General features: G+C 38.2%; 21 protein-coding genes and 2 pseudogenes. 2 read left to right on the top strand and 21 right to left on the bottom strand.

Features of this window, described 5'->3' with window-relative positions; genetic code table 11:
* The 3 genes and pseudogenes from COO03_RS06720 to COO03_RS06710 all read right to left on the bottom strand — a co-directional run.
* Window positions 1–254 (bottom strand): annotated as a pseudogene (locus COO03_RS06720) (NADH-quinone oxidoreductase subunit C); the annotation flags it as partial.
* A complete protein-coding gene (gene nuoB / locus COO03_RS06715) occupies window positions 251–769 on the bottom strand; it encodes an NADH-quinone oxidoreductase subunit NuoB (protein ID WP_017153544.1) in 519 nt (172 codons plus the stop codon). The pseudogene COO03_RS06720 and the gene nuoB, both read right to left, overlap by 4 nt.
* Window positions 760–1,128, bottom strand: a complete 369-nt coding sequence (locus COO03_RS06710; protein ID WP_097896180.1) for an NADH-quinone oxidoreductase subunit A — start codon at window positions 1,126–1,128, stop codon at window positions 760–762. The genes nuoB and COO03_RS06710 overlap by 10 nt, the downstream gene beginning before the upstream one ends.
* A 232-nt stretch (window positions 1,129–1,360) precedes the next feature.
* Here COO03_RS06710 and COO03_RS28100 point away from each other — a divergent pair, with 232 nt between their 5' ends.
* Window positions 1,361–1,513 carry a hypothetical protein gene (locus COO03_RS28100; protein ID WP_154724615.1) on the top strand — a complete coding sequence of 51 codons (153 nt, stop codon included), beginning with the start codon at window positions 1,361–1,363 and terminating at the stop codon, window positions 1,511–1,513.
* Window positions 1,482–1,661: pseudogene (locus COO03_RS28095) on the top strand (hypothetical protein); the annotation flags it as partial. The gene COO03_RS28100 and the pseudogene COO03_RS28095, both read left to right, overlap by 32 nt.
* Here COO03_RS28095 and COO03_RS06700 read toward each other — a convergent pair.
* The 18 genes from COO03_RS06700 to COO03_RS06610 all read right to left on the bottom strand — a co-directional run bounded on the left by COO03_RS06700 (window position 1,623) and on the right by COO03_RS06610 (window position 15,597).
* Window positions 1,623–2,276 carry a DUF975 family protein gene (locus COO03_RS06700; protein WP_097896178.1) on the bottom strand — a complete coding sequence of 218 codons (654 nt, stop codon included), beginning with the start codon at window positions 2,274–2,276 and terminating at the stop codon, window positions 1,623–1,625. The pseudogene COO03_RS28095 and the gene COO03_RS06700 overlap by 39 nt on opposite strands.
* A gap of 131 nt (window positions 2,277–2,407) precedes the next feature.
* Complete coding sequence (locus COO03_RS06695) at window positions 2,408–3,184, bottom strand: DUF975 family protein (RefSeq protein WP_097896183.1); 777 nt, start codon at window positions 3,182–3,184, stop codon at window positions 2,408–2,410.
* A 173-nt stretch (window positions 3,185–3,357) separates the two neighbouring features.
* Entirely contained in the window at window positions 3,358–3,759 is a 402-nt protein-coding gene (gene atpC, locus COO03_RS06690) for a F0F1 ATP synthase subunit epsilon (RefSeq protein WP_097896176.1), read from the bottom strand.
* Between the two features lie 20 nt (window positions 3,760–3,779).
* Window positions 3,780–5,174, bottom strand: coding sequence for a F0F1 ATP synthase subunit beta (gene atpD, locus COO03_RS06685; protein ID WP_097896174.1), 1,395 nt, complete (start codon window positions 5,172–5,174; stop codon window positions 3,780–3,782).
* A gap of 185 nt (window positions 5,175–5,359) precedes the next feature.
* On the bottom strand, window positions 5,360–6,220 hold the full coding sequence (gene atpG / locus COO03_RS06680; protein WP_097896173.1) for a F0F1 ATP synthase subunit gamma: 861 nt from the start codon (window positions 6,218–6,220) through the stop codon (window positions 5,360–5,362).
* A 217-nt stretch (window positions 6,221–6,437) separates the two neighbouring features.
* On the bottom strand, window positions 6,438–7,946 hold the full coding sequence (gene atpA / locus COO03_RS06675; RefSeq protein WP_097896172.1) for a F0F1 ATP synthase subunit alpha: 1,509 nt from the start codon (window positions 7,944–7,946) through the stop codon (window positions 6,438–6,440).
* Between the two features lie 11 nt (window positions 7,947–7,957).
* The gene (locus COO03_RS06670; RefSeq protein ID WP_097896169.1) at window positions 7,958–8,500 is read right to left on the bottom strand and encodes a F0F1 ATP synthase subunit delta; all 543 of its coding nucleotides are present in this window, start codon (window positions 8,498–8,500) and stop codon (window positions 7,958–7,960) included.
* Window positions 8,497–9,003, bottom strand: a complete 507-nt coding sequence (gene atpF, locus COO03_RS06665; RefSeq protein WP_097896168.1) for a F0F1 ATP synthase subunit B — start codon at window positions 9,001–9,003, stop codon at window positions 8,497–8,499. Before atpF ends, COO03_RS06670 begins: the two co-directional genes overlap by 4 nt.
* A gap of 128 nt (window positions 9,004–9,131) precedes the next feature.
* Window positions 9,132–9,350, bottom strand: a complete 219-nt coding sequence (atpE, locus tag COO03_RS06660) for a F0F1 ATP synthase subunit C (protein WP_000052064.1) — start codon at window positions 9,348–9,350, stop codon at window positions 9,132–9,134.
* Window positions 9,351–9,410: 60 nt separating this feature from the next.
* Window positions 9,411–10,130 carry a F0F1 ATP synthase subunit A gene (gene atpB / locus COO03_RS06655; RefSeq protein WP_097896166.1) on the bottom strand — a complete coding sequence of 240 codons (720 nt, stop codon included), beginning with the start codon at window positions 10,128–10,130 and terminating at the stop codon, window positions 9,411–9,413.
* A 7-nt stretch (window positions 10,131–10,137) separates the two neighbouring features.
* Window positions 10,138–10,530, bottom strand: coding sequence for an ATP synthase subunit I (locus COO03_RS06650; protein ID WP_097896165.1), 393 nt, complete (start codon window positions 10,528–10,530; stop codon window positions 10,138–10,140).
* The gene (locus tag COO03_RS06645; RefSeq protein ID WP_141523310.1) at window positions 10,530–10,754 is read right to left on the bottom strand and encodes an AtpZ/AtpI family protein; all 225 of its coding nucleotides are present in this window, start codon (window positions 10,752–10,754) and stop codon (window positions 10,530–10,532) included. The genes COO03_RS06650 and COO03_RS06645 overlap by 1 nt, the downstream gene beginning before the upstream one ends.
* A 26-nt stretch (window positions 10,755–10,780) precedes the next feature.
* Entirely contained in the window at window positions 10,781–10,894 is a 114-nt protein-coding gene (locus tag COO03_RS06640) for a DUF4024 domain-containing protein (RefSeq protein WP_097896160.1), read from the bottom strand.
* 394 nt (window positions 10,895–11,288) lie between these two features.
* On the bottom strand, window positions 11,289–11,918 hold the full coding sequence (gene upp / locus COO03_RS06635; RefSeq protein WP_003202275.1) for a uracil phosphoribosyltransferase: 630 nt from the start codon (window positions 11,916–11,918) through the stop codon (window positions 11,289–11,291).
* A 531-nt stretch (window positions 11,919–12,449) separates the two neighbouring features.
* Window positions 12,450–13,691: a serine hydroxymethyltransferase gene (glyA, locus tag COO03_RS06625; protein WP_141523311.1), complete on the bottom strand. Its 1,242-nt coding sequence runs from the start codon at window positions 13,689–13,691 to the stop codon at window positions 12,450–12,452.
* 252 nt (window positions 13,692–13,943) lie between these two features.
* A complete protein-coding gene (locus tag COO03_RS06620) occupies window positions 13,944–14,516 on the bottom strand; it encodes a TIGR01440 family protein (RefSeq protein ID WP_170958191.1) in 573 nt (190 codons plus the stop codon).
* A gap of 66 nt (window positions 14,517–14,582) precedes the next feature.
* Window positions 14,583–15,026: a ribose 5-phosphate isomerase B gene (gene rpiB / locus COO03_RS06615; RefSeq protein WP_097896156.1), complete on the bottom strand. Its 444-nt coding sequence runs from the start codon at window positions 15,024–15,026 to the stop codon at window positions 14,583–14,585.
* 130 nt (window positions 15,027–15,156) lie between these two features.
* Window positions 15,157–15,597, bottom strand: a complete 441-nt coding sequence (locus COO03_RS06610) for a low molecular weight protein arginine phosphatase (protein ID WP_097896155.1) — start codon at window positions 15,595–15,597, stop codon at window positions 15,157–15,159.
* Between the last annotated feature and the right edge of the window lie 354 nt (window positions 15,598–15,951).

Raw genomic sequence — 15,951 nt, 5'->3', positions numbered from 1 at the left:
TTCGCTAGCGCTGCCGCTTTTGCTTCTTCTGATATTTCCCCATCCACCGATGCTTGTTTCTTCTCCGCAGCATGGTGTTGGGTCTCTTCCATATTTATCTCATTATTACTTGATAGCGCTTTCTCTTGTTCTTGCGCTTTAAACTTAGCTATTTCCATTTCATGTTTTGCGGCAAGACGGTTTCGAGCTTCTTCTTTCGCATGTCTAGCGGCTTCTTTCTTCATATCCTCTAAACTGTTATTAGGATCACTCATCTATTCGTCACCTGCTTCCCAGTCTTTGCTTCGTAACGAATCTTCTCTTTCAGTTTATTAATTCCATAAATTAAGGCTGCTGGATTAGGAGGACATCCCGGGATATACACATCTACTGGTACGATTTGATCTACCCCTTTTACAACAGCATACGAATTCACATATGGTCCGCCAGCTGTTGCACAAGATCCCATTGCAATAACCCATTTCGGCTCTGGCATCTGATCATATAAACGCCGTACAATAGGTGCCATTTTCTTCGTCACTGTTCCAGAAACAATCATGACATCCGATTGCCTCGGTGATGTCCGAAAGAATGACCCAAATCGATCCAAATCATAATGCGATGAACCAACCCCCATCATTTCAATTGCGCAGCACGCCAATCCAAATGTCATTGGCCATAAAGAGTTACTACGTGCCCACCCCTTTACCTGTTCTAATGTTGTAAAGAAAATATTCCTCTCTAATTCCGCCCGTTCCTGTGGATGTAATTCCTCGAAATTTATAGCCATTGTAACACCTTCTTTTTCCAAGCATACGCCAGACCCACGATTAACATAATGACAAAGATTAGCATTTCAATAAGCGCGAACAAACCAAGCTTGTCATACGCAACAGCCCACGGATATAAAAATAAGGTTTCCACATCAAAGATGACAAATAATAATGCAAAAATATAATAGCGAGCATGAAAACGAACATTTGCATCATGATAGGGTTCAATTCCGCTTTCGTACGTTGTTTCCTTTGCCGCACTCGGCTTATGCGGTCGCAACAACTTTCCTAATGTAAGAGCCACTACCGGCAGCAATATGCCCAATAGCAAGAAGATGCCAACGATCATATAACTATTTTCATATACATTTGCCATTGTGAAACCCTCCCCCCTGAATTAAGAACAAATTCACTTAGTAAACAATATGTCTCAACCGCATCATTTATTATTTTTAAATTTTTCTAAATAATGCGACTATTTATATCATTATAGCAAACTTCAAATTCCTATGTCGATACGTTAGGAATAATGTGTAAAATCTTCCTAAATCATTCACATTTTTCTTAAAAGGGAATTCTAATATGTTTTTGTTAAAACAGGAGCTAATTTGTCAGCTAAAGAATTTCTACAAAATAATCTTGTACAAACGATTGTTTCCATCTTTGAAGAAACTGGTTTACAACCACATCTTCTTGATATAGAACTAACAGAACATATTGCAATGATAGACGAAAGAACAACTGCCATTCTTACAAGATAACAATTGTAGGTATATGCAAGGATACTACTTCAGCAAGCCACTCGGCAGTAAACAATTCATGAAATTTCTACAAAAAACACCCAGCATAAATTTCATGCTGGGTGTTTTCTTAAAAGGTAGGATTTTCTTTTTGATAATAGTCCTGTGAAATTTCATCATAGAATGCCGCAGTTGTTGTATAAAAATATGGTGCTAACCATAAGAAACCGATTCCTAAAGTAACGATACTTAACAAGAACCAACCAATGAAACTTAAGCATAATAAGAAATAATCCATTTTATGTCCATCCATCATACGGCGACTTTCCGTAATGGCTTGATTCATTGAATACTCCGGATGATCATTTAAAATAAAATACGTCATCGCGTACGAGAAAGATTTAATAATTCCTGGAATAATCAGTAGTATTGTCCATAAAGTAAGATAAATGCACACTAACAAATATGTTAAAAATGATTTTATAAATTTAGTTCCATCTGTAAACCATCTAAACAACTGTCCAATACGAACCTCTCTCTCACGAATCGCATTCAAAACAAGATAATATGCCCCTAAAGTTAACGGTCCAATAATAAGCATCACGACAATATCCACTGAAAAGGATCCTCTTGCTTCATTCCATCCCCAAATCATTGAGAAAGGAAATGTAACAACAAGCTTACAAACAGAAGCAAAAACTGCAATCAGTAATGTAGTACCTACTGCTAGTCCCCATTTTCCTTCCAAGGCATCCAGCGCTCTTCCTTTTAAATCACTAATCATATGAAACCTCCTAAATCGAATGAACCTCTACTTTATTATTAGTATAACACGCCGCTCGCATCTTATATTTCAAAAAAACGAGGTGCATACAACTATTATGCACCTCGTTTTCCATATATTTTTAATACGATTTATTTTTCTGATACGTATTGATAAAAATGTGCTATCGTTGTATTGAAATATGGATAGAGCCAAAGAAATCCAATTCCAAAAGTAAAAATTGCTAACACAGCCCAGCCGATGAAGCTAAGCCCTAAAAGGAATAGATCCATTTTATGTCCTTTCATCATCGCTTTACTTTCTCTCAGCGCTTGTAAAACACCGTATTCTGGATTTTCCACTAGAATGTAATAAGTCATCGCATATGAAAGAGAAGCAATAACAATTACTATAAACGAAATAAATAATAAAACAAAGAAAGCAATTCCTAATGATTCATTTGCTGAATCACTTCCTTCCCCAAATAGAAACACAAACATACTGATTAATATTAACGGAATCCAAGTTCCTGTGTATAGACAAATTGCCAACATTGCCTTTATTGCTTTCAGCATTCGTTTAAACCCACGGAACCCTTCAAATAAGCAATCTATTACAGCACCATCCCTCTTACTAAGGCGTAAGGACAGATTCATATAACCATATGTCATGATACCGTATGATGCAAGGTTCACTATGAACATCAGACCATAAATAACGATAATAGCCATAACAGCACCAACTGTTGCTGTTTCCTCTTCAAATGAGCTTATAGAACTACCAATTATCGCCATTAAAAATATTCCAGGAATTAAAATAATAAATGATGCCACGAATGAGAGTATATAATTCAAAATAAAATATAGAATTGTCGAACCTACACTAAGCCCCCATTTTCCATTTAACGATTGCAATGCTTCTCGTTTCATTTCACCAATCACTTTCTCATCTCCTTACACTATGTATCTATTTATATATAAAATTACACTTACAATTATATCATTTTTTGTAATGTTTTTTTGTAATATTTCCTATAACATAAAAATTTAGCCTATTCTATTCATAAAAAAATCCGTAAAGGAATGAACCTTTACGGATTTTCTTATTTCATGTCAGAAACATTCAAACGGTTAATCGCTCGTTTTAGTGCAAGCTCTGCACGCTTAAAGTCAACATGTACTTGTTTATCTTGTAAACGCTGCTCAGCACGACGCTTCGCTTCGTTTGCACGATGGATATCGATATGGTTTGCTTCTTCAGCAGATGGTGCTAATACTGTTACTTTATCTGGACGAACTTCGATAAAGCCACCGCTTACTGCTACATAATCAGTGTGACCGCCATTTTTCAAACGAACCGCACTAATCTTTAGCGGCGCAACAGTTGGAATGTGACCTGGTAAGATCCCCATTTCCCCACTTTCTGCTTTCACGCTTACCATTTCTACTTCTTTTTCGTAAACCGGTCCATCAGGAGTTACAATACTGACTGGAAATGTCTTCATAATTCGTCCCTCCTAAGGCCTTACGCCATCATTTTCTTCGCGTTTTCAATAACTTCTTCAATGCCACCAACAAGACGGAATGCATCTTCTGGAAGGTCATCATATTTTCCTTCTAGAATTTCTTTGAATCCACGAACTGTTTCTTTTACAGGTACATAAGATCCTTTTTGACCTGTAAACTGCTCTGCTACGTGGAAGTTCTGTGATAAGAAGAACTGAACGCGACGAGCACGATGTACAACTAATTTATCTTCTTCAGATAACTCGTCCATACCTAAGATAGCGATGATATCTTGAAGCTCTTTATAACGTTGTAGCGTTTGTTGGATTTGACGAGCAACTGCATAATGCTCTTCTCCAACGATTTCTGGAGAAAGTGCACGAGATGTAGACGCTAATGGGTCTACCGCTGGGTAAATACCCATTTGTGTTAAACGACGCTCTAAGTTTGTTGTTGCATCTAAGTGAGCGAACGTTGTAGCTGGTGCTGGGTCAGTGTAGTCATCGGCTGGTACATATACCGCTTGGATAGACGTGATAGACCCTTTATTTGTAGATGTAATACGTTCTTGTAATTGACCCATTTCAGTTGCAAGTGTTGGTTGGTAACCTACCGCAGATGGCATACGACCAAGAAGGGCAGATACTTCAGAACCCGCTTGCGTGAAACGGAAAATATTATCGATGAACAATAGTACGTCTTGTCCTTGCTCATCACGGAAATGTTCAGCCATTGTTAATCCTGTTAATGCAACACGTTGACGTGCACCAGGTGGCTCGTTCATTTGTCCGAATACCATCGCTGTTTTCTTGATTACGCCAGAATCACTCATTTCGTGGTATAAGTCGTTACCTTCACGAGTACGCTCACCTACACCAGCGAATACAGAAATACCGCCGTGTTCTTGTGCGATGTTGTTAATTAACTCCTGGATTAATACTGTTTTACCTACACCGGCACCACCGAATAGACCGATTTTACCACCTTTAATGTAAGGAGCAAGCAAGTCTACTACTTTAATACCAGTTTCAAGAATTTCTACTTTTGTAGATAACTCTTCGAATGCAGGTGCTTGACGGTGAATTGGATCACGGCGTACATCCGCTGCAACTTCACCATCTAAGTCAATTGCATCACCTAATACGTTAAATACACGACCAAGTGTTGCATCACCAACTGGAACAGAAATTGGTTTACCAGTATCCTCTACTTCTATGCCACGAACAAGTCCATCTGTAGAAGACATCGCAACCGTACGAACTGTGTCATCACCTAAGTGAAGTGCAACTTCTAAAGTTAAGTTAACTGCGTCTTGTTTAATTCTAAGGGCATTGTAGATTTCAGGTAGCTTTCCGCCGTCAAACTTAACGTCTACAACCGGACCCATGATTTGCGTAACGCGCCCTTTATTCATCGGGTTCCCTCCTAGCTTTCTTTAAATTAGCCAGCTTTCTATGAGAGTCGGCTTTCATTTTTTATTAGTTTAGCTTGAGCGACTTTTCGGAAAGAGCCGCTTCCGCCTTTTATTAATCTAGCTCCGGTGGCTAGAAGGGTCGGTCATTTCCCCCCTTCTGGACGAGCCACCTCCGCTTTTTATTACTATTCTAACGCTGCTGCTCCACCAACGATTTCTGTAATTTCTTGCGTAATCGCTGCTTGTCGAGCACGGTTGAATGAAAGTGTAAGTGTATCGATAACTTCCATTGCGTTGTCTGTAGCACTCTTCATTGCTGTCATACGCGCTGCGTGTTCACTTGCTTTACCGTCTAGTAATGCACCGTACACTAAGCTTTCTGCGTATTGTGGCAATAATACTTTTAAGATATCTTCTTCAGAAGGTTCAAACTCATAAGCTGTCGTCGGTTTGTCAGACGTCACTTCCGTAAGCGGTAAAATTTTATTTTCCGTTACTTCTTGTGAAATTTTACTCACGTAATGGTTGTAGTAAATATACAGCTCATCATAAGCACCATCTGCGAACATCGCAATCGCTCGAGAAGCAAGGTCTTTAATATCTGTAAATGAAGGATGGTCAGATAGCCCAACTACTTCATCAATGATGTTAAAGCCGCGACGTTTTAAATAATCACGTCCTAGTCGTCCAAGCACAATAATTGAATATTGGTTTGAATCCATATTATGACGTTCACGAATTACGTTACTTACCGTACGTAATACGTTACTGTTATAACCACCTGCTAGTCCACGATCAGATGTAATAACGATGTATCCCGTACGTTTTACAGGGCGTGCTGTTAGCATTGGATGATTGATTCCTTTGCTACCTTGCGCAATACTCGCTACTACTTCTTGAATCTTTTCCATATACGGAACGAAAGATTTAGCATTTTGTTCTGCACGGTTTAATTTCGATGCAGATACCATCTCCATCGCCTTCGTAATTTGACTCGTTTTCTTAGTCGAATTAATTTTCGCTTTTATATCGCGTAAAGATGCCACAGGTTTTCACCACCTTTTTTCCGGAAGTTGGCACGATTAGTAAGATTTCTTTTCATTCATCTTTCTAATCTACGTTGCAAGATCTTCTTGCTCATGATTGAAGGAAAAGAATAGGTGCACCTACTCTTTTCCTTTACATAACCGTCAGCAATCTCTGTAAGAGTTGCCTGTTTATATAATCTAGTTTCAGCGGCTAACGAGCCGCTTCCGCTTTTTATTATTCAGAAGCTACGAATACTTTTTTGAATCCGTTAATTGCTGCTGCAAATTTATCGTCATCCGCAAGTTTCTTAGTTGTGCGGATTTCGCTTAATAATTCAGCTGCATTTGAATCTAACCAAGCATGAAGTTCTTCTTCAAAACGAGTGATATCTGCTACTGGGATATCATCTAGGAATCCACGTGTTAGAGCGTAAAGAATAATAACTTGTTTCTCTACTCGCAGTGGTTTGTGTAATCCTTGTTTTAATACTTCAACTGTGCGAGCACCACGGTTTAATTTCGCTTGAGTTGCTTTATCAAGGTCAGAACCGAACGCAGCGAACGCTTCTAACTCACGATAAGATGCAAGGTCAAGACGAAGTGTACCTGATACTTTACTCATCGCTTTAATCTGAGCAGATCCACCAACACGAGATACTGAAGTACCTGCATCGATCGCTGGACGTACACCAGAGAAGAATAAATCAGATTGTAAGAAGATTTGTCCATCTGTGATAGAGATTACGTTTGTTGGGATGTAAGCTGATACGTCCCCTGCTTGTGTTTCGATGAAAGGTAGAGCTGTTAAAGAACCGCCGCCTTTTGCATCACTTAATTTTGCTGCACGCTCTAGTAAGCGAGAATGTAGGTAGAATACATCCCCTGGATACGCTTCACGACCTGGAGGACGACGTAATAGTAATGACAGCTCACGATAAGCTGCTGCTTGTTTTGATAAGTCATCGTATACTACTAATACGTGTTTACCATTGTACATGAACTCTTCACCCATTGTTACACCAGCGTAAGGAGCTAAGTATAATAATGGAGCTGGTTGAGAAGCTGATGCTGTTACAACGATTGTGTACTCTAATGCACCGTGCTTACGTAAAGTTTCTACTACGTTACGTACTGTAGATTCTTTTTGCCCAATTGCAACGTAGATACAAACCATATCTTCATCTTTTTGATTAATGATTGTATCAAGTGCAACTGCTGTTTTACCTGTTTGACGGTCACCGATGATTAACTCACGTTGACCACGGCCAATTGGTACAAGAGCATCGATCGCTTTAATACCTGTTTGAAGTGGCTCATGAACAGATTTACGATCCATTACACCTGGTGCTGGACTTTCGATTGGACGAGTGTTTGTTGTATTGATTGGGCCTAAACCATCTACTGGTTGACCTAATGGGTTTACAACACGACCGATTAGTTCTTTCCCTACTGGCACTTGCATGATGCGACCAGTACGACGAACCTCGTCACCTTCACGGATTTCTGTGTAAGGTCCTAAAATAATGATACCTACGTTGTTTTCCTCTAAGTTTTGTGCTAGTCCCATAACGCCATTAGAGAACTCTACAAGTTCACCAGCCATAACGTTATCAAGACCATGAGCACGCGCAATACCGTCACCAACCTGGATAACTGTACCAACATCACTAACTTCGATTTCAGACTGATAGTTCTCGATTTGTTGCTTTATCAGTGCGCTAATTTCTTCAGCTCTGATGCTCATGTGCTTCACCCCTATCTATTCTTCATAAGTTCACGCTGAATACGTGCTAACTTTCCTTGTAAACTACCATCATAAATGCGATTTCCAATGCGTACTTTAATTCCGCCTAGTAAATCTTCATCTACAACATTCTTTATGCGAATTGCATCTTTTCCTGTTCTCTTCGCAAATGATTCTGCAATGCTAAGTTTTTCATCTTCAGATAGAAGACGAATAGAGTAAACAGTTGCATCTGCTACGTTGCGTTCTTCATTAGCAAGAACAACATATTCATTTGCAATTTCAGGTAGGATTTCAATGCGTTTATTATCAACTAAAATATATAACGTATTTAAAATTGATTCAGAAACAGAAGCAAATACGTTAGAAAGAAACGTTTTTTTCTGTTCCTTCGAAATGTTTGGTTGTGTTAAAAAGCTTTGTAGTTCTCCGTTCGTTACAAAAACGTTTTGTACAAGGCGTAATTCCTCTTCAAACATCTCTAATACGTGTTTTTCTTTTGCAATTTGAAAAAGAGCGACAGCATAACGTTTTGCTACAATCTCATTGCTCATCGCGCTTCTCCTACTTCTTTAATATAATCGCGAATTAATTTCACTTGATCTTCTTCTTTTAGTTCTTTTTCAATTACTTTAGAAGCAATTTGAACAGATAAAGAAGCGACTTGTTCTTGCAGAGCAGCAATTGCTTGCTCTTTTTCGCGTTGAATTTCTTGTACAGCAGATGTTTTAATTGACTCTGCTTCTTCTTTTGCAGCAGCGACAATAACATCTTTCTGATCTTCTGCTTGCTTTTTCGCTCTTTCGATTAACTCTTGTGCTTCCACACGTGATTGTTTTAACATTTCACGTTGTTCTTCTACTAATTTTTTCGCCTCTGCATTGTTCTTTTCTGCAGCGTCGATTTCACTAGCAACATGCTCTTCACGTTCCTTCATAATTCCCATCAAAGGACCCCAAGCAAATTTGCGAAGCATTACTAATAAAATTAGGAAAACTAGCAATGTGTAAGCAATCGTTCCAAATGGAATGGCAGCTCCTAATAATAAAGTTGGCACAAGGATTCACTCCCTTCGAGATATCTAAATTGACCATATGAAAAAAAAAGACATACATTTCGTTCATAAAGCAATGGCGAAGAAAGTTCAAAAAACACTCTTCGCCATCTATGTAAGGGGAGTATCCCTTATTTGTTCATTACGATGAATGCAATAACTACACCGATGATTGGAAGTGCCTCAACTAATGCAACCCCGATGAACATAATTGTTTGAAGTGCGCCTTTTAATTCTGGTTGACGAGCAACACCTTCGATTGTACGTGATACGATAAGACCGTTACCAATACCTGCACCTAATGCTGATAAACCAATTGCAATTGCAGCTGCGATTACACCTAAACTCATTTAAAATGTCCTCCTTTGTATTATAAAAAAATAGATTTTTTACTTACTTATTAAAGTATATTAATGGTCATGACTTACTTTATGAGCCATATAAACCATCGTTAACATTGTAAAGATAAACGCTTGGATTGAACCAACGAACACACTGAATCCCATCCACGCTAACATCGGCACAATAGCACCCAACGCTCCAAGTACTGTACTTCCACCTAATTTGGCAAGTAATCCTAATAAAATCTCACCAGCATAGATGTTACCGAATAGACGAAGACCTAACGTTAATGTGTTAGCAAATTCCTCAATAACCTTTAAAGGAAATAAGAATTTCATAGGTTGGAAAAACCCTTTTAAGTATTCTTTTGTACCCTTCATCTTAATTCCATAGTAATGGGTGAGGGTAACTACCATCACGGCTAATGTTAATGTAACTGCTGGGTCAGACGTTGGCGATCTCCACCATGCAATGTGTTCGCCAGCCTCAGTTGTTGAATACATGAATGGTAAGCCGAGCATGTTTGATACGAAAATAAACATCATAAGCGTAACGCCGAGTGTTAAAAAGCGTCCACCTGTTTTCCAGTCCATCGTACTGTTAATAATCCCTTTCGCGAAGTCTAAAATCCATTCCATGAAGTTTTGCATTCCGGTAGGACGAAGAGCTAAGCTGCGAGTTCCAATAACAGCGATTAAGAAAACAATAACTGCTGCAACAGTAACCATCATGACTGAGGACAAATCGAACGTTAAACCTAGAAATTCAACTAATTTACCGTGTTCCACTAGTAATTCACCTCTCTTCCCTGCTCTTATACTCTAAATAAAGAAAATCTATGATCATGACAAGATATCCTGTCAGCAATCCTACACCTAAGCTCCACATCGCAATTAAATGCTGATATTTCGCTGCAAATAAAATTAGTAACCCAATCGTGGCAAATCTCGAATATGTACTTACAGCCGTCGCTTTAAATTTCACGTTTTCTCCATTTGTAACGCGGTCTAATAGCTTGTCTGTTTTACGTGCAATAATGCGCAAACTAAGAAAACTGAAAATCGTCCCGATAATCAGTCCAAGAAATACATCCTTGTAAGAGGTAAATCCCCATCCTAGCACAAGAAGCGCAAGCAAGTAGTACATATATTTCTTTTGTCTTTGGACAAGTCCATGTACGTCTATCATCATTGCTCTCCCGAATAATAATGTCGAATGAGTCGAATCATTGCGTAAATCCCTGTTCCTAATCCAAGCAATAAGCCTATAATAAGAAACAATGGAAACGTTCCAACCTTACTGTCAATCCATTGCCCACCAAAGATTCCAACAAGAATAGAACCGACTAATTGAGCAAGAATTCCTGTCATTAAAGCATATGCTTTTATTGGGTTGCGATCGTCTTTTTGCAAGGATTCATCCCTCCAATATGTAACCCTCATTCACGATGTGTTAATAATAACTCATTTTTTTGTATAAATTCTACACAAAATAAAAATTTTGCTTTTTCTTCACGAAATAGATGCAAATTTGTCACTGAAAGCCCTACCATCTATCCCCGTTGTTAGCATACAATAGGGTATTAGCACTGTCAACGAGAAATCGTAAAAAATCAAAAAATTTGAGTATTAGTCATTTCCTGCCAAAAATGAAAACGTTCCCCTTCTAAATACTGGTGAAAGATATATAATTTCTTGAAGTTTTCTATTTATAATAGAAGAAAATGTTCACAAGTTTGTCACTATTATATTTTTAGGATATAACGTTTTTCTTCCATAGTATAGGGCCTCATAGAAGTTAGACCTCTATAGTATATGTGATATATATGCAATTTATGTTGCATATACAAAAAATACCATTTGTATGTTGATTCGTCACTTCTTTCTCAAACTCCAGTTTTGTTAAATAAAAAACAGACGAGCAGGGAATCCCTCTCGTCTGTTGTCTTACTTCGTTCCAAATAAACGGTCACCAGCATCACCTAGACCTGGAACAACATAACCATGGTCATTTAACTTCTCATCTAATGCCGCTACATAAATATCAACATCAGGATGTTCTTCTTGCACAACTTTTACCCCTTCTGGTGCAGCTACGATACACATTAATTTAATTTGTTTCGCACCACGCTTTTTCAGAGAGTTAATTGCTTCAGCTGCAGAACCACCTGTTGCTAACATCGGATCAAGTACGATAAAGTCACGTTCTTCTACATCCGTTGGAAGCTTCACATAGTATTCTACCGGTTGCAATGTTTTAGGGTCACGATATAAACCAACGTGTCCCACTTTTGCTGCTGGAATTAATTTCAGAATCCCATCTACCATCCCTAAACCTGCACGTAAAATCGGAATTAAACCAAGTTTTTTACCAGCGATCACTTTTGTTTTCGCTTTACTTACAGGTGTTTCAATTTCAATCTCTTCAAGTGGAAGATCGCGTGTAATTTCAAAAGCCATTAAGCTTGCTACTTCATCCACTAATTCACGAAATTCTTTTGTACCTGTATTTTTATCGCGAATATATGTAATCTTATGTTGAATTAACGGGTGATCAAATACATACAGTTTTCCCATGTGAATCTCTCCTTCAGATGATATTCATGCGTGCGTACACGCCGTTTTGCACTATTTACGATTTTAAAGAAAACGCTACTAATATTCAAGGGCAAATTTGGAAAAATATTAAATCCATACTAAACTTACCTAATATTTTTACCAATTATGGAAGCGGTATCCTTCATTATATCTCCAAAATTTATTCACGATTTGTATACATACTTAAAACATAATATCTGCCTTATTTCCCCCTAATTACTCGTTTGCCTAAATTTATTTCAAACATAGCTCTACATTTCTACATCACGTAAAAAGTATTTTTAAAAAGCATATATCATTTCATGAGACATAAAGTGAAACTTTAATTAGCGAGGGTTTCTTCCCTCACTGATTATTAGCCCTCACCAATCGGGCTTTTACGAGCAATTTCTCTCCTACCTAACTTCTTTGCTTTCTCCAAATTTTGAAGTGAGGATATTACTGCCTGCAAATAGCGGGATAAAAAAACCGCTGGAACATTATGAGCTCCAGCAGTCTTTGTTCAATCTATTATAAATCTGTATACATTGGGAATTTGTTTGTTAATGCTTCTACACGCTTACGTGCCTCTTCTAATGCAACTTCATCCTCATGATTTTTCAATGTATGAGCAATGATTGCTGCAATTTCATCCATTTCTTCTAAACCGAAGCCGCGAGATGTTACTGCCGCTGTACCAATACGTACACCGCTTGTTACAAATGGACTTGCTGTTTCAAATGGAATTGTATTCTTGTTCACTGTAATACCCACTTCATCTAATACGTGCTCTGCCACTTTACCTGTAATTTCTAAGTTACGAACATCGATTAGGATAAGATGGTTGTCCGTTCCACCAGAAACAAGTGTAAGTCCTTCTTTTTGAAGTCCTTCTGCTAAGCGTTGTGCATTATTAATGATGTTTTGTGCATATGTTTTAAAATCTTCTTGCAGTGCTTCACCAAATGCAACAGCTTTTGCAGCAATCACATGCATAAGTGGCCCACCTTGAATACCCGGGAAGATTGATTTATCGATTTGCTTTGCAAATTGCTCTTCACATAAAATCATACCACCACGTGGGCCACGTAATGTTTTATGTGTTGTTGTTGTAACGAAATGTGCATGTGGCACTGGATTTGGATGTAAGCCCGCCGCAACTAAACCTGCGATATGAGCCATATCCACCATTAAGTATGCCCCTACTTCATCTGCGATTTCACGGAATCTCTTGAAATCGATCACACGAGGGTACGCACTTGCACCTGCAACGATTAATTTTGGTTTATGTTCTTTTGCTTTTGCCAACACATCATCATAATTGATACGGTGAGAGTCAGCATCCACTCCATATTCTACGAAATTATATTGTACCCCACTGAAGTTAACAGGGCTTCCGTGTGTTAGGTGACCACCATGGGATAAGTTCATACCAAGTACTGTATCGCCATGTTCTAAAATCGTAAAGTATACAGCCATATTTGCTTGTGCACCAGAATGTGGTTGAACATTTACATGTTCAGCGCCAAAAATTTCTTTTACACGATCACGTGCAATATCCTCTACGACGTCTACGTGCTCACAACCACCATAGTAACGTTTACCAGGATAACCTTCAGCATACTTATTTGTTAAAACAGAACCTTGTGCTTCCATTACCGCTTCACTTACGAAGTTCTCTGAAGCAATTAGCTCAATTTTTGAACGTTGTCTTCCTAGTTCTGCTTCAATTGCAGCAAATACCTTTTCATCTTGACGTTTTAAATGATCCACCATAATCCCCCTTTTCTGAACGAACTACATCAATTCCTAATAGTTTTTTCCTATTTATTCAGAAAAAACGAAAATTCAAGTTGTAATTCTTTCAAACCTTCATGTTTTCAAATACATTCTAACATGACTTTCTATATCATAAAAGAAAAAAAGACCAAGTTTGGTCTTTTCTTTCTTCTATTATAAAGTCAGACAACATACCTTCGTACAAGATGATATAAAGGTATAGTATAACTTCCAAGTTCTTCATCTTTAACGACAAGTAACAGTTTCTTCTACTACCGCATATACAGCGCGTGCTCCCCCAATAAGTTTCGCACGAGTTTTAGCCATCGTTACATGTGCATTACCAATTGCCTTCACACTTGTGCGAATCGGAACAGCCACATGTTTTAAATGCATACCAATGAACGTATCACCAATATCCATTCCTGCATCGGCTTTAATAAATTCCACTACTACAGGATCCTTAAAATTATGATAGGCATATGTTGCTAATGCACCACCCGCTGATCTGACAGGCGTAACGGTTACAATTTCAAATTGATATTTCATTGCCATTTCTCTCTCTACCACTAAAGCGCGGTTTAAATGCTCGCAACATTGAAACGCTAATTCTATACCCGTTTGTTTTTGAAATTGTGTTAGCTCAGAAAAAATTGCTTCTGCCACTTCCATCGTCCCTGATGTCCCAATTCTCTCCCCTAGCACCTCACTCGTGCTACAGCCTACTACAAAAATTTGACCGCTTTGTAAAGAAGCTTGTTCTTGAAATTCAGAAAGCGATATTTGTAGCTGCTCTTTCACTTTTACTATTTCCATCATTACGCCTCTTCCTTTCACAGGTTGATTCAACAAATTATATTATGCTTCAATAGAAATTAGAATCTATTACTTCGCTTCGTATGTTTTAATTTTTCCTACACGGTTTTCGTGACGTCCACCTTCATAATCAGTCGTTAACCAAATTTTTGCGATATCGCGTGCTAAACCTGCTCCAATTACACGCTCGCCCATAGCTAACATGTTGCTATCATTATGCTCTCTCGTTGCTTTTGCACTAAATGTATCATGAACTAACGCACAACGAATACCGTGTACTTTATTTGCTGCAATTGACATACCAATGCCTGTTCCACAAACTAACATACCACGGTCTACTTCACCGTTTGCAACCATTTCTGCTGCTGGAAATGCAAAATCAGGGTAATCAACAGATCCTGCTTCACACTCGCATCCTAAATCAATGTATTCAATATTTAATTCTTCTAATAAACTTACGATTTCTTTGCGGATATTCATGCCGCCGTGATCAGATGCTATTACTACTTTCATTTTTACCCCTCCAAAATTTTAATACAACTTTTATCAATGGATTGTTTTACACCACTGATATATGGTTACACAACCTAAAACTTGCTTATTTAAACAAGTCTATCTCCAATATGGTATTATACACGAAACATTAGCTTTCTGAATGTTTTTCCAATAAAGTTTGTACAAGTTTTTCCATCTCTGCTAATGTCGTTTGATAAATGGAAAGCGAACCTCCAAATGGATCTGAAATATCCTTACTTATACCCTCTGTAAATTCATATAATGTATGCAACTTCTCTTCCACCTTTGGATGATACCCCAGTACAAGCTGTTTATGATTTCCTGTCATCGTCAATACAATATCAGCCCATTCAAGTAATGCTTCCGTTACTTGCTTTGAAGCATGCGTTATTGAAATCCCCTTTGCCGCTAACGCTTCCTTTGCATACAAAGATGCATCGCTTCCAGGATTGGCAAAAACACCAGCAGACTGCACTTCAAATTTATCTTCTCCATGGTGACGAAGTAACGCCTCTGCCATTGGGCTCCGGCATGTATTTCCAGTGCAAACAAATAACACTCGCTTCATCCAAATCCACTCCTTATGCCAAATGTCCTATATTTATCATAACGTACATTACAATGGAACAAAAGAAATGTGAATATATAAAAGGCGTATTTCCCTTTTATTTTTTCTAAGAGAAATACGCCTTATCCACATATATGTGAAACCCTAGTTTCAAGTACCCTCGATATAGTATCATACTTAACTGAAACATCCCACAAAAAACCTCATTTAAAAAACCAACATAAAACCCCTCTTTTTAGGTGGGAGAGAGCATCTGGCCATGCATAGAAGCGGGCAGGGCCTTTTTCTGCCACATGCGAAGTAAAAACAGAAAGAGCAAACGAGAGTAGGTTACTTTTTCCTCTGCATAGCAGG

The sequence above is a fragment of the Bacillus sp. AFS098217 genome (assembly GCF_002551815.1).
In the GTDB taxonomy this organism is placed as follows: Bacteria; Bacillota; Bacilli; order Bacillales; family Bacillaceae_G; genus Bacillus_A.
Note: the sequence above shows the minus strand (reverse complement) of the source record. Positions and strands in the feature narration are given on the sequence as shown.

Excerpts from the sequence above, each read along its gene's own strand:
- nuoB (WP_017153544.1), bottom strand. The coding sequence starts at position 769 with ATGGCTATAAATTTCGAGGAATTACATCCACAGGAACGGGCGGAATTA.
- COO03_RS06710 (WP_097896180.1), bottom strand. The coding sequence starts at position 1,128 with ATGGCAAATGTATATGAAAATAGTTATATGATCGTTGGCATCTTCTTG.
- COO03_RS06700 (WP_097896178.1), bottom strand. The coding sequence starts at position 2,276 with ATGATTAGTGATTTAAAAGGAAGAGCGCTGGATGCCTTGGAAGGAAAA.
- COO03_RS06695 (WP_097896183.1), bottom strand. The coding sequence starts at position 3,184 with ATGAAACGAGAAGCATTGCAATCGTTAAATGGAAAATGGGGGCTTAGT.
- atpC (WP_097896176.1), bottom strand. The coding sequence starts at position 3,759 with ATGAAGACATTTCCAGTCAGTATTGTAACTCCTGATGGACCGGTTTAC.
- atpD (WP_097896174.1), bottom strand. The coding sequence starts at position 5,174 with ATGAATAAAGGGCGCGTTACGCAAATCATGGGTCCGGTTGTAGACGTT.
- atpA (WP_097896172.1), bottom strand. The coding sequence starts at position 7,946 with ATGAGCATCAGAGCTGAAGAAATTAGCGCACTGATAAAGCAACAAATC.
- COO03_RS06670 (WP_097896169.1), bottom strand. The coding sequence starts at position 8,500 with ATGAGCAATGAGATTGTAGCAAAACGTTATGCTGTCGCTCTTTTTCAA.
- atpE (WP_000052064.1), bottom strand. The coding sequence starts at position 9,350 with ATGAGTTTAGGTGTAATCGCAGCTGCAATTGCAATTGGTTTATCAGCA.
- COO03_RS06650 (WP_097896165.1), bottom strand. The coding sequence starts at position 10,530 with ATGATAGACGTACATGGACTTGTCCAAAGACAAAAGAAATATATGTAC.
- COO03_RS06640 (WP_097896160.1), bottom strand. The coding sequence starts at position 10,894 with ATGGTAGGGCTTTCAGTGACAAATTTGCATCTATTTCGTGAAGAAAAA.
- upp (WP_003202275.1), bottom strand. The coding sequence starts at position 11,918 with ATGGGAAAACTGTATGTATTTGATCACCCGTTAATTCAACATAAGATT.
- COO03_RS06620 (WP_170958191.1), bottom strand. The coding sequence starts at position 14,516 with ATGATGGAAATAGTAAAAGTGAAAGAGCAGCTACAAATATCGCTTTCT.
- rpiB (WP_097896156.1), bottom strand. The coding sequence starts at position 15,026 with ATGAAAGTAGTAATAGCATCTGATCACGGCGGCATGAATATCCGCAAA.
- COO03_RS06610 (WP_097896155.1), bottom strand. The coding sequence starts at position 15,597 with ATGAAGCGAGTGTTATTTGTTTGCACTGGAAATACATGCCGGAGCCCA.